The sequence below is a fragment of the Planosporangium thailandense genome, assembly GCF_011947195.1.
Taxonomy (GTDB): Bacteria; Actinomycetota; Actinomycetes; order Mycobacteriales; family Micromonosporaceae; genus Planosporangium; species Planosporangium thailandense.
The window spans coordinates 70,792-83,238 of the sequence record NZ_JAATVY010000027.1 but is presented as its reverse complement, the minus strand read 5'-3'; the positions used below and the strand labels follow the sequence as shown (position 1 = coordinate 83,238).

Below are 12,447 nucleotides of genomic sequence, written 5' to 3'. Positions count from 1 at the left end.
TTCGGCGCGCATGGCCAGCGCCAGGGCACCGCCGATCATGAACCAGACGAACGACGTGACCAGGTACATCAGCCCGATCTGCTTGGCATCGGTCGTGCGCAGCAGGCGTGTGAAGGCCGATCCTTTGACGGGCTGATGGACCGGCCACGGCCGAGTCACGATCGGCTTCGGGGCGACGGTGGTCACGAATGGCCTCCTGTGCTGGTTACCAGCTACTTCCGGACGCGCGGATGATGATGGCGGCTCCTCCAGACGGAGCATAGTCGCTGCTATCGATGGACATTTCAACGAGGTTGACCACGAGAGACGGCACCGATATCGATCAAGCCGACCCGTGGGCCGTCCCGGTTGCGGAGTTACCCACGAGATGCAGTCGCGCCCGCACGCGGGCCCGCAGCCCGGTCCCGAAGATGCGGGCCGCGCGCATCGGACCCACGGTGTGCGAACCCGATGGGCCGATGCCGATCGAGAACAGATCGGACACGCTGATGCTCATGGGCTCATGCCCCTGCCCGGCGGCGAGGTCGTCGGCCTGCGCGGCCGGGCGGGATCACGACCTGAGCCCCGGGTACAGCGGCCGACGCGCCGCCAGCGCCCCGACGCGGGCCCGCAGCTCCGTGGCAGCGTCCACGGTCAATCCGGGCTGGAGCGTTACCGCGATGATGTCGGCGACCTCACGGAAGTCGTCGGCCGTGAACCCGCGCGTCGCGAGGGCCGGGGTACCGATGCGGAGCCCTGAGGTGACCATCGGCGGGCGCGGATCGTTGGGCACGGCGTTGCGGTTGACGGTGATGCCGACGTCGTGCAGCCGGTCCTCCGCCTGCCGCCCGTCCAGCTCCGAGCGACGCAGATCGACCAGCACCAGGTGGACGTCGGTGCCACCGGTGAGGACGTCCACGCCGGCGGCCACCGCATCGGACCGGGTGAGCCGTTCGGCGAGGATCCGGGCTCCCTCGAGGGTCCTTCGTTGCCGCTCCTTGAACTCCTCACCGGCGGCGATCTTGAACGCCACGGCCTTGGCCGCGATGACATGCTCCAGCGGCCCGCCCTGCAATCCGGGGAAGACCGCCGAGTTGAGCTTCTTGGCGATGTCCTCGTCGTTGGTGAGAATGACCCCGCCGCGCGGACCGCCGAGGGTCTTGTGCGTCGTCGACGTGGTGACGTGCGCGTACGGCACCGGGTTCGGGTGCAGTCCCGCGGCGACGAGGCCGGCGAAGTGCGCCATGTCAACCATGAGGAACGCACCGACCTGGTCGGCGATGGCGCGGAACCGGGCGAAGTCGAGCACCCGCGGATAGGCCGACCAGCCAGCGATGATCATCTTGGGCTGGTGCTCGCGGGCGAGCCGCTCCACCTCGTCCATGTCGACGAGACCGTCGTCCCCGACGTGGTACGGCACGACACGGAAGGTCCTACCTGAGTAGTTCAACCGCATGCCGTGGGTGAGGTGACCGCCGTGTGCCAGGTCGAGGCCGAGGATCGTGTCACCGTGCTGCAACAGCGCGAAGAACACCGCGGTGTTGGCCTGCGCGCCGGAGTGCGGCTGCACGTTGGCGAAGCTCGCACCGAACAGCGCCGTCAACCGCTCGATCGCCAGCGACTCCACCACGTCCACGTGCTCACAGCCGCCGTAGTAGCGGCGGCCGGGGTAGCCCTCGGCGTACTTGTTCGTGGCGACCGACCCCTGCGCCTGCATCACCGACAGCGGGGCGAAGTTCTCCGACGCGATCATCTCCAGGGTGCTCTCCTGGCGATGCCGCTCCGCCTCCAGCGCGGCCGCGATGTCCGGGTCGACCTGCGCCAGGTCACGGTTGAGAAGGTTCATCACGTCAGGCACCGGTCAACTCGCTTCGATCCGTGCGGCGTACGCTTCCGCGTCGAGCAGCTCCACGGTCTCCCGGAACCGCGCCCGGAACAGCCACCCTTCGCCGTACGGGTCTGCGTTGACCAGGCCGGGGTCTGCGGACAGGGCATCGTTGACCTGGAGAACCTCACCGGTCACCGGGGTGTAGAGCTCACTCACGGACTTCGTCGATTCGATCTCGCCGCACACCTCCCCCGCGGTCAGCGCGGCGCCGACCTCGGGCAGCTCAAGGTAGACGATGTCGCCGAGCGCTTCGGCGGCGAAGGCCGAGATGCCGACGGTGGCGATCTCACCGTCGACGCTGAGCCACTCGTGGTCGCCGGTATAGCTCAGGCTGGTCGGGACGTTCATGGTGGTTCTCCTCAGGCTGTACTGGGTCGGCGGAGCGGGCGCGGTCAGCGACCGCGGCGGTAGAAGGGCAGGTCGGTGACGCGAGCCGGTTCCCGCGTGCCACGGACGTCCACCGACACGGCGGTGCCCGGGGCGGCGAGCGCGGCGTCGACGTAGGCCATGGCGACCGGATGTCCGAGAGTCGGCGAGGGCGCGCCGCTGGTGACCTCACCGACGTGGTCGCCCGTCGCCGGATCGAGGACCGCGTAGCCGGCGCGTGGTGACCGCCGCCCGTCGGGCACCAGTCCGACGAGGCGCCGGCGGACCGGAGCCGTCGCCCGGTCGGCGAGCGCCGCACGGCCGATGAAATCCTCGGCCTTGTCCAGCTTCACGACCCGGCCGAGACCGGCCTCGTACGGGGTGATGTCGGCGCTCAACTCGTGCCCGTAGAGCGGCATCCCGGCTTCCAGCCGCAGCGTGTCCCGGCAGGAGAGCCCGGCCGGGACCAGCCCGCGCTCGGATCCGACAGCCAGACACGCCTCCCAGATCCGGGCCGCGTCCGCGGGCGTGGCGAAGACCTCGAACCCGTCCTCGCCGGTGTAGCCGGTCCGGGCCAGCAGCACCTCGGTCCCGGCCACGGTCGCCGCACGGATGGCGTAGTACCGCACATCGTCAAGGCCCGCGTCGGTCAGGTCGGCGAGGATGGCGGCGGCACGCGGGCCCTGGACAGCCACCAGCGCCCAGTCCGCGCAGCGGTCCCGGACCTCCGCCCGGAAGCCGGCCACGCGGGCGCGCAGCGCGTCGAGGACGACGCCGGTGTTGGCGGCGTTGGCGACAACGAGATACCGCTCGTCCGCGAGCCGGTACACGATGAGGTCGTCGAGAATTCCCCCGTCCTCCCGGCAGATCATCGTGTACTTCGCCCTGCTGACCGGGATGGCGCTGATGTCGCTGACGAGCGCGTGGTCGAGCGCCCGTCCGGCTTCCGGCCCGACCACCTCGATCTCCCCCATGTGGCTGAGGTCGAAGATCCCGGCAGCGGTACGGACCGCCCGGTGCTCGGCGCTTTCGCTGCCGTATCGCAGCGGCATGGCCCACCCGGCGAAGTCGGTCATGACCGCGCCCAGGGCGACGTGAATCTCGTGCAACGGTGTCAGCATCGGTGGCCCTTGAGGTCAGGACGCGTAGGCGTCGGGCGGTGGGCAGGAGCACGCGAGATTGCGGTCCCCGTACGACTGGTCGATCCTGGCCACGGGGGGCCAGTACTTGTCGCCGGTCACGCCGGCGGGGTACACCGCCTGCTGTCTCGAATACGGGCGATCCCACTCCCCCACGAGGCACTGCGCGGTGTGCGGCGCGCCACGAAGCGGGCTCGACTCCACGGTCCAGTCCCCGTTGGCGACCTGTTCGATCTCGCTACGAATCGCGATCATCGCCGCGCAGAACCGGTCCAGCTCGGCCAGGTCCTCGGACTCCGTCGGTTCGACCATGAGCGTGCCGGGGACCGGAAAGCTCATGGTGGGCGCGTGGAAGCCGTAGTCGATGAGCCGCTTGGCCACGTCGTCGACGGTGACCCCGGTCGCCTTCGTCAGCGGCCGCAGATCGAGGATGCACTCGTGCGCGACCAGGCCGGCCGCTCCGGTGTAGAGGATCGGGAAATGGGGCGCGAGCCGCGCCGCGATGTAGTTGGCGGACAGGACCGCCGCCCTGGTCGCCGCGACCAGGCCGTCGCCCGACATCAGGCGTACATAGGCCCAGCTGATCGGGAGGATCCCCGCGCTGCCGAACGGCGCGGCGCTCACCGGTCCCACGCCCGCGCGGCGCCCGGGATCCGGGTGCAGCGGGTGCGAGGGCAGGAACGGCGCCAGATGGGCGGCGACCGCCACCGGACCGACCCCGGGGCCACCGCCGCCGTGCGGGATGCAGAACGTCTTGTGCAGGTTGAGGTGCGACACATCGCCGCCGAACCAGCCCGGGCGGGCGAGCCCGAGCAGCGCGTTGAGGTTCGCGCCGTCGACGTACACCTGCCCACCGTGGGCATGCACGATGTCACACAGCTCCGTGATGCCCTCCTCGTACACGCCATGCGTCGAGGGGTACGTCACCATGATCGCGGCCAGGCGATGGGAGTGCTCCTCGCACTTGGCGCGCAGATCGTCCAGGTCGACGGTGCCGTCCGCCCGGGAGGCGACCACGACGACGCGCATACCGGCCAGCACGGCCGAGGCGGCGTTCGTTCCGTGCGCGCTGGCGGGGATGAGGCAGACGTCGCGATCAGCCTCGCCCCGGGACCGGTGGTAGGCACGGATCGCCAGCAGGCCGGCGAACTCCCCCTGACTCCCCGCGTTGGGCTGGATCGACACCTTCGCATACCCGGTGATCTCAGCGAGCCAGCCCTCGAGATCCGCGACGAGGCGGGCGTATCCGTCGGCCGCCGGGGCGAACGGGTGTACGTCTGCGAACCCGGCGAAGCTGATCGGCTCCATCTCCGTCGTGGCATTGAGCTTCATCGTGCAGGAGCCCAACGGGATCATGCCGCGGTCCAGCGCATAGTCGCGATCGGACAGACGCCGCAGGTAGCGCAGCATGGCGGTCTCGGAGCGGTAGCGGTGGAACACCGGATGGGTGAGGAAATCACTGGTACGTGACAGCCCGGCCGGAAGCGCGTCGGGCGCTGACGGGTCGCCCACCCCTGGCGCGACACCGAAGGCGGTGAACACTGTGGACAGATGTGCGCCAGTCGTGGTCTCGGAACACGAGATGCCCACGTGGTCGTCGTCGACCAGGCGTAACAGGACGCCCTGTCGCCGCGCGTCCGCGACGATGGCGCGGGCGCGACCGGGCGCCCGTACCAGAAGCGTGTCGAAGAACGCGTCGTGGACCAGGCCCACCCCGGCAGCGGTTCGCAGGGCGGCGGCGAGCTGTACGGCACGGCGATGTACCCGACGGGCGATGCCGCGCAGCCCGTCCGCCCCGTGATACACGGCGTACATCGAGGCGATCACAGCGAGGAGCACCTGCGCGGTGCAGATGTTGGACGTCGCCTTGTCCCGGCGGATGTGCTGCTCGCGGGTCTGTAGCGCCAACCGGTACGCGGGGGCTCCGGTGGCATCTATCGACACCCCGACGAGGCGCCCGGGCAGGGTGCGCTCCAGCCCCGCGCGCACGGCCATGTAGCCGGCGTGCGGACCGCCGTAGCCGAGCGGAACCCCGAACCGCTGCGTCGACCCCACCGCGATGTCCGCGCCCCATTCCCCGGGCGGGCGGAGCAGCGTGAGCGCGAGCAGGTCGGCCGCCACGGTCACCATCGCCCCTCGGTCGCGCGCGGCCCGGGCGACGTCGGCGTGGTCCCGTACGACCCCGGAGGCTCCCGGGAACTGCAGGACGACCCCGAAGAAGTCGTCGACGGGCAGGCCGCTCGACAGGTCGGCGACGATGACGTCGACACCGACCGCCTCGCAGCGGGTGCGCACCACCGCGATGGTCTGCGGCAGGCAGTCGGCATCGATGACCACCCGGTCGGCGTGGCCCCGGACGGTACGCCGCATGACGGCGACCGCCTCCGCGACCGCCGTACCCTCGTCGAGCAGCGACGCGTTGGCGGTCGGCAGGCCGGTCAGATCCCCCACCATGGTTTGGAAGTTGATGAGCGCCTCGAGCCGACCCTGGCTGATCTCGGACTGATAGGGCGTGTACGCGGTGTACCAGGCGGGGCTTTCCAGGACATTGCGGCGGATGACGCCGGGCGTGATCGTGCCGTGGTAGCCGAGGCCGATCATCGGTTCGCCCCTCGCGTTCAAGGCTGCGAGCTGGCGCAGCTCCGCCAGCACCTCGGCCTCGCTGGCGGCGGCTGGGAGGTTCAACCGGGCCGAGTCACGCAGCGACTTCGGCACCGCCGCGTCGATCAGCTGGTCAAGCGTGGAATACCCGATCTCGGCCAGCATCGTGGCCTGTTCTTCGTCACTGATGCCTATGTGACGACGGGCGAACGAGTCGCCTGCGCAGATGACGGACCGGTTCGCACGGTCCGATGAGCTCAATTCATCGGGCATGTCGGGAGGCTCCCTTGTCGAGGTCCGCTTCGATCGCGAACCAGGTGGGTGACCTCCCCGCTCTGTCATTGGACCTGAGAGCTTCACCGCCCGATACGGCGGCTTGCACCGTGGGTGCAGGACAACGTCCCGCTTTCCAGAGTTCGCCTCACCGAAACGGTCATCGATGCCTGAGAGATTCTGGGGAGAGTTGCTCCTTCGGCGCCGCGCCCTTCGTGAGGCGCAGGCTCTCCCGCTTCGGTTCAAGTGGCGTGATGTGAAATTGTCGAAAAGACTCTAAAGGATCACCGCGAGAAGAGTCAAGGCGGGACCATCCCGCCACATCCACGTGGACTAGGCGCTACGCGAGAATGTCGCCATCGGCATGCCCGGCCCGTCAATCCCCTCGAAACGTGGCGGGTTCCGTCATGCGACCGCGTCCCTGACGGGCGTCGCCGTGAGCAGTTCTTACTCGACGGGTGAGACATGCCATCGCAGGGGCTGTTGTGGGCGGCGAGCGTTGTAGAAGTCGACGATCCAGGTGGCGTTTTTCAGACAGGCCTCGTTTTGGATCCGGAACGAGGGTGTATTCGACCTTGACGGTCGGGTTGAACGCCTCGGCCGCGGCGTTGCCCGAAGCGGACCCAATCCGGCCCATCGACTGCGTGCCGCCCAGGCGCCGGCAGTTTGCCCTGTTGGTGAGGCTGCGTCGGTGTTTCGAGGTGCGACCCGCCGAGGCCGAGGCGCTATACGACGTGCACGTCCACGCCGGCCCGCCGGAGCGCTTGGAGCTCGCGGGGATCGGCGTCATCGTCGGTCACGAGGCAGTCGACCGCCGAACACGGCGCGATCGGGGTGAATCCTCGTCGACCGATCTTGCTCGAGTCAGCGACGACGATGGTCCGTCGCGCCCGCTCGACGAGCACGGACCCGATCTCGGCTACCAGATGGTGCGGAGTGGTCAGGCCTTCGGCCGCCGACAGCCCGTCACAGCCGACAATCGCAACATCTGCGCTGATGGTTCGCAGCGCCGCGACGGCTTGCGGGCCGACGAACGTCATGTAGGCGGGAAGGTAGAGGCCGCCGACGGCGACCAGGTGCGGGTCGTTCCAGGTCGTGACGGTATTGATCACCGGAACCGAAGCGGTCACGACCGTCAGATGGTCGCGCTGTTCCTCTCCCAGAGCCTCGGCGACGCGGGCCACTGTGGATCCGGAGTAGAAGAAGACAGTCGCGGCCGACTCGAACAATGCCGTGGCGGCCCGGGCGATGCGCGCCTTGGCCGCGGCGTTACGGTGCTCACCGTCCTGGTAACGCCGCGGCGTGAGGGCGTTGCGTGGGCGGGTCGCCCCGCCGCGGACCCGGGAGATCTGGCCCGCCTCGGCCAGAGCGTTCAGGTCCCGGCGAAGCGACATCTCGGTCAGGCCGAACTCATCGGCGAGCTCCTTGATCGTGACCGTATCCCGTTCCAGGATGCGGTCAAGGATCAGCTGTCGACGTGCGTGCGGCTTGACCCTGGCATCAGTGGGCACAGTTTCGCCGCTCTGCTTCCGTTCGCTCTGCACGTCCACACTCTCCATCGTCCCTGCGTCCGGCGACGCGGGCCCGTCCTGTTCGTGGTGCCCGTCCACCATAACTATGCGTCGTGTCACCGAGGGCAGCGACTCCGATCGGCCAGGCGCCGGGCGGCGGTGGGCGTAGGGCTTCCGTCTGGTCCGCAGAGTCGATCATTCCAGCGGTCGTGGACGACCGAGCGATCGACACCTGGTGCGCGCCGGACGGCCCGAGGGAAGCCAACTGGTCAGACCGCAGCGGACGGATCGGCCGGCCGGTCGCTCGGCGACGCCGTCAGCGGGGCGTCGATCACCGCGGCAAGATTGGCCGGCGCCGGGTCCGACTGATCGGCCACGGCGGCATGCTGCGCGAGGACCCCGACCTTGTGCCGCTGCACCAGGCGGTAGTAGCCCAGGCCGAGCAGCAGGACGATGCCGACGAACAGCACGGCACCCCACTGAATGGCCCAGTGGAACGGCGGGGCCGGGTTGTAGACCGCCTTGCGGGGCCAGGCAGTGTTGACGACCACGAGCACACCCCAGACCACCGCGGCGATCCCGACCGGAAGGCCCCATCGGCCGAGGTGGAAATACCGGGTGTCCTCGGTCCACTGCCCGCGCAGACGCCGTCCGACGAAGGCGCCGGCAACCAGCGTGTACGCGATGACCGCCAGGATGACCGTCGTACTGGTGACCACCGTGAAGATCTGCGGCTGGCGGATGTTGACAAGCAGGATCACGATCGCGATCACGCCGGTGATGATGGAGGCCAGGACCGGAGCCTTGGTCACGCGGGACACGCGGGCGAGGGCCGCGCTGGCCGGCAGGGCATTGTCCCGGCTCATGGCGAACAGCATCCGCATCGCGCCGGTCTGGTTGGCCAGGACACAGACGAAGATGGCGACGGTGACGGCGGTCAGCGCGATCCGCCCGAGAGTGTGCCCGAGCACGCTGTCCACGATGTAGGGCAGACCGGACACGCTGAGCTGCGGGTCGTGGATGTTCTTCGCGGCCATGAGCGCCCCGATCATCAACAGGGCACCGGTGAGGCCGGCCGCGAAGATGGCGCGCAGGATCGCCCGTGGACTGTTCTTGCGGGGATTGATGGTCTCCTCGCCGAGTGAGCCGGCGGTGTCGAAGCCCCAGAGGATGTAGACGCCGAGCAGGATCGCGACCATCAGCGCGCCGGGCGTGCCCAGACTGTTTCCTGCGGCGTGCCCGTCGGTGTGCAGGACGATCTGCGGTCCTCGCTTGGCTGCCACGAAGAAGAAGATGATCAAGAAGGCCGAGGCCACGAGTTCGACGACCACGCCGATGTTGTTGATGACGGCGACCACCTTGGGCCCGAGCAGGTTGACGATCGTCGTCAGCGCGATGGCGACGGTGCCGAGGATCGCGCCGTTGGTGGCCGCGTCGTACTGCCCGGAGCCGTCGCCGTAGAGCCAGAAGACGTCAGAGATCGTCGGTAGGACGAACTGCATGGCCAGGCCGACGGCAGCGGTCGACACGATCAGAGCGAGCGTCAGCGAGAAGCCGGCCATCCAGGCGGTAGTGGGACGCCCGACCCGCTTCGCCCAGTTGTACACCGATCCGGCCAGGGGGTAATGCACGGAGAGTTCGGCGAAGCACAGCGCGAACAGCGCCTGGCCGCCGAGCGCGATCAACCAGGTCCACCAGAACGACGGTCCGGCAGAGCTGAACGCGAAACCGAACAGCTGGAATGCGCCGGTCAGGATCGAGATGAAGGCGAATCCGGTGGCGAAGGTGGTGAACGCCCCGAGCGTGCGCCCGAGTTCCTGTCGGTAACCGAGCCGCGCGAGGTGTTCTTCATCGGACCGGTAGTCCGGCAGTGCAGGTTGAGCCATTGCAGCCCCCTGAGAGTTCGACATGGCCAGGACGGCGAGGCGAGTTGCTGACGCTGCCCGTGAGTGAACAGCGCGGATCGGCAAAGTGAATCGTCATAGTGTTCGTTAGTCAAGACCTAACTTTTCGAACACGCTATCTTGTTGTTCGTTCGGTCAGAAATATTGTTCGCAAGCGCGCTCTGTGTCAGACTGTCACGGCAGTCGCGCCACGGTCGTGGCGCGCTCGCGTCCGGGTTGCCCCCGTCATGAGCAGGCGTTTACCGCCTTGCGGGGCCGCCCGAGACCAGACATGAAGGAGATAGGGTGACCGGTCCGTCCCACGCTCGCGCCGGCGCCGAGACCGACACAGTCGACGTCGCCATCATCGGCGGTGGTGTGCTCGGCACCGCGGTAGCCGCGCGGCTTTCGACGACGACCGCCTCCGTCTGTCTGCTGGAGGCCGAGAGTGACGTCGCGGAAGGCGCAAGCAAGGGCAACGCCGGTGTGGCCGTGTCCTACTACGGACCACCGGGGACGCTGGAAACCCAGCTGATCACCGCGAGTACGCCTCGCTGGGAGGAGCTCACCGCGCGACTGTCGGTGCCCTATCGCCGACTCGGTGCCGTCATGGTCGCCCTCGACGACGAGCAGGCGCATCACCTGGAAGAGACACGCGAGGAGATTCTGGCGTGCGGCGTGCGCGCGGAGCTGCTCACCTCCGCGCAGACGTGCGCCCAGGAACCACTGGTCACCGACCGGTGCGTCGCCGGGCTGCTCATGCCGGACGAGGGGGTGATCGATCCGATGGCGCTCACTGTCGCCTACGCAAACCTCGCCGCGAGCAACGGCGTCAGCGTTCGCCTGGCGTCACCCGTGACGGCTATCCGCACCGACGACGATGGCCGGCACCTCATCACGACGGCACAGGGAACAGTGCGGTGCCGGTTCATCGTGAATGCCGCCGGAGTCGCCGCCGGGCGCATCAGCCGCATGGCCGGCGGCGAGGACATGCGCTACTGGCCACGGAAGGGCCAGTACGCGGTCCTCGATCGCGCCTTCGCCGGCAGTCTCCGGCGGATCGTGTTCAGCACCCATTCGGCGACCACGAAAGGTATCAACGTCGTCCCGACGACCCATGGCTCCGCTCTGCTGGGGCCCACGGCCAACGATCACGAGGAGCCGGACGACAAGGCAACCGACGCGGACACCGTGGCGATGCTTGTCGCCAGCGCGTCCGGTCTTGTTCCCAGCATCACCGACGACCTGATCATCAAGTACTTCGCCGCGAACCGTCCGGCCAGCGACGAGCCGCACCGTCTGCGCTTCGACGAGCGGATCCCGACCCTGCTGCACTGCACCAACCGGTCCGCGGGTGTGAGCATCTCGCCGGCGGCCGCCGACCACGTGCTCGAACTGCTGAACTCCGCAGGCCTGGATGCGCAGCCGCGCCGCGACGCCGCGCAGGCGCTGCCGCCGGCGCCCCGGTTGCGCGACTACGACGACCCGAGCGAGCTGATCGCCGCCGACCCGCAGTACGGGCAGGTCGTGTGCGCCTGCGAACACGTCAGCGCCGCCGAGATCAACCGGGCGCTGGCGGCGCCGGTGCCCGCCAGTTCCGTCGACGGTGTCCGCAAACGAACCGGCGCCACCTACGGGCGATGCCAAGGATCGCTGTGCTCGGCGGGAATCTCCTTCCTGACCGCGCTGCACACGAACACCGGCCCGGCCACCGTCAAGCAGACCGCCCGCGGGACGGTCGGCTCATGACGGACACGATCGTCGTCGGCGCCGGGCCCAGCGGTCTCGGCTGCGCGACCGCCCTCGCGAGGTCAGTGCAGGTCGTCGTCGTCGACCGCATCCCGGTGGTGGGCGGCACCGCCGGCTGGGACCACCCCGCGATCCAGCGGTACGCCGACCACGCCCGCGAGCTCGGTGTCCATTTCCGCCTCGGCGAGACGGGAATCCGCTGGTCTGATCACCGTTTGCTGGTCACCGGCCCGGGTGCAAGCACCCTGCTGCCCGCAGCGCACCTGTTCTTCGCCGGTGGCCTGCGCCCGGCCACGGCCGCCAACCTCGGTCTGACGGGAGACCGCCCGGCCGGCGTGATCCCGGCCACCGTGGCCGAACACCTGCTCCAGGCCGGAGTACCGCTCTGGCGGTCCGTCGCCGTGCTCGGCGACGGACACTGGGCGCGGACCGTTGCCCACCGGGCGCGCCAACTCGGCGCCCGCATCATCGGCATCGGCGAGAGCACTCAGTGGGCGGATGAGCACCACCCGCGGCCCCGCAGCTGGTCGGTGGCCGGAGCCAGCCGGGTCACCGCGCTCACCCTCAGCTACGCAGACCCGGCTGGTGCGGACACCCACCAGATCACGGTGAACTGCGATGCCATCGTGCTGGCTGACCGACCGCTCCCCAACCGCAACGTCGACGGCGCCGTCCTGTCGTCCGCGGCCGATGTCACCTTCGTCCAGCCGATCGAGCCCTCCGATGTCCAAGGACGGTTCGACCACGCGCGCCATGTCGCCGACACATGGCTGAACTCCCTCCGAAAGGTCGATGCCCCATGAAGGTGAGCTCCCCGATCGGCGACCTGCCTTTTGAGCCGCAACGCATCGCGATCAAGGCGCGCCGCGTCGAGATCAGCGGCGTCATGGGGGCATGGCCGGCTCACGTACAGATCGACGTGAAGGACCTCCCGGCCCTTGTCCGGATCCTGGCGAAGCCCGCTGGAGTCGCGGTCGCTACTGCGGCGCTCCTCGTCGGACTGCGCCGCCTGACGCGACCGCGTCCCTGACCACCCTCCCGTCCTTGACCACACCCGA

General features: G+C 69.0%; 9 protein-coding genes, 2 pseudogenes and 2 riboswitches. Of the genes and pseudogenes, 3 read left to right on the top strand and 8 right to left on the bottom strand.

All coding sequences use genetic code 11. The annotated features are described in order from the left end of the window. The 8 genes and pseudogenes from HC031_RS26600 to HC031_RS26565 form a co-directional block, all read right to left on the bottom strand. Window positions 1-186 (bottom strand): annotated as a pseudogene (locus HC031_RS26600) (aa3-type cytochrome oxidase subunit I); the annotation flags it as partial. 142 nt (window positions 187-328) lie between these two features. Next, window positions 329-496: pseudogene (locus tag HC031_RS34095) on the bottom strand (serine dehydratase beta chain); the annotation flags it as partial. A 54-nt stretch (window positions 497-550) separates the two neighbouring features. Beyond that, window positions 551-1,837 carry a serine hydroxymethyltransferase gene (gene glyA, locus HC031_RS26590; protein ID WP_338090844.1) on the bottom strand — a complete coding sequence of 429 codons (1,287 nt, stop codon included), beginning with the start codon at window positions 1,835-1,837 and terminating at the stop codon, window positions 551-553. A 3-nt stretch (window positions 1,838-1,840) separates the two neighbouring features. Further along, window positions 1,841-2,215 carry a glycine cleavage system protein GcvH gene (gene gcvH, locus HC031_RS26585; protein ID WP_167928166.1) on the bottom strand — a complete coding sequence of 125 codons (375 nt, stop codon included), beginning with the start codon at window positions 2,213-2,215 and terminating at the stop codon, window positions 1,841-1,843. A 44-nt stretch (window positions 2,216-2,259) separates the two neighbouring features. Next, the gene (gcvT, locus tag HC031_RS26580; protein ID WP_167928165.1) at window positions 2,260-3,354 is read right to left on the bottom strand and encodes a glycine cleavage system aminomethyltransferase GcvT; all 1,095 of its coding nucleotides are present in this window, start codon (window positions 3,352-3,354) and stop codon (window positions 2,260-2,262) included. Between the two features lie 15 nt (window positions 3,355-3,369). Then, window positions 3,370-6,246: an aminomethyl-transferring glycine dehydrogenase gene (gene gcvP, locus HC031_RS26575; protein ID WP_167928164.1), complete on the bottom strand. Its 2,877-nt coding sequence runs from the start codon at window positions 6,244-6,246 to the stop codon at window positions 3,370-3,372. Between the two features lie 52 nt (window positions 6,247-6,298). Continuing rightward, window positions 6,299-6,392: riboswitch (glycine riboswitch) on the bottom strand. A 1-nt stretch (window position 6,393) separates the two neighbouring features. Continuing rightward, window positions 6,394-6,491: riboswitch (glycine riboswitch) on the bottom strand. A 480-nt stretch (window positions 6,492-6,971) separates the two neighbouring features. Further along, window positions 6,972-7,790 (bottom strand): DeoR family transcriptional regulator, encoded by an 819-nt coding sequence (locus HC031_RS26570; RefSeq protein WP_167928163.1) that lies wholly within the window; start codon window positions 7,788-7,790, stop codon window positions 6,972-6,974. Window positions 7,791-8,026: 236 nt separating this feature from the next. Then, complete coding sequence (locus tag HC031_RS26565) at window positions 8,027-9,643, bottom strand: APC family permease (protein WP_167928162.1); 1,617 nt, start codon at window positions 9,641-9,643, stop codon at window positions 8,027-8,029. Window positions 9,644-9,946: 303 nt separating this feature from the next. Between HC031_RS26565 and HC031_RS33520 the strand changes: the two genes are divergently transcribed. Genes HC031_RS33520 through HC031_RS26550 form a run of 3 tightly spaced genes read left to right on the top strand, consistent with a single transcriptional unit; the run spans window position 9,947 to window position 12,419 of the window. Further along, on the top strand, window positions 9,947-11,389 hold the full coding sequence (locus tag HC031_RS33520; RefSeq protein WP_167928161.1) for an FAD-dependent oxidoreductase: 1,443 nt from the start codon (window positions 9,947-9,949) through the stop codon (window positions 11,387-11,389). Beyond that, entirely contained in the window at window positions 11,386-12,192 is an 807-nt protein-coding gene (locus tag HC031_RS26555; protein ID WP_240943061.1) for an FAD-dependent oxidoreductase, read from the top strand. The genes HC031_RS33520 and HC031_RS26555 overlap by 4 nt, the downstream gene beginning before the upstream one ends. Then, window positions 12,189-12,419, top strand: coding sequence for a hypothetical protein (locus HC031_RS26550; RefSeq protein ID WP_167928159.1), 231 nt, complete (start codon window positions 12,189-12,191; stop codon window positions 12,417-12,419). The genes HC031_RS26555 and HC031_RS26550 overlap by 4 nt, the downstream gene beginning before the upstream one ends. Window positions 12,420-12,447 lie beyond the last annotated feature (28 nt).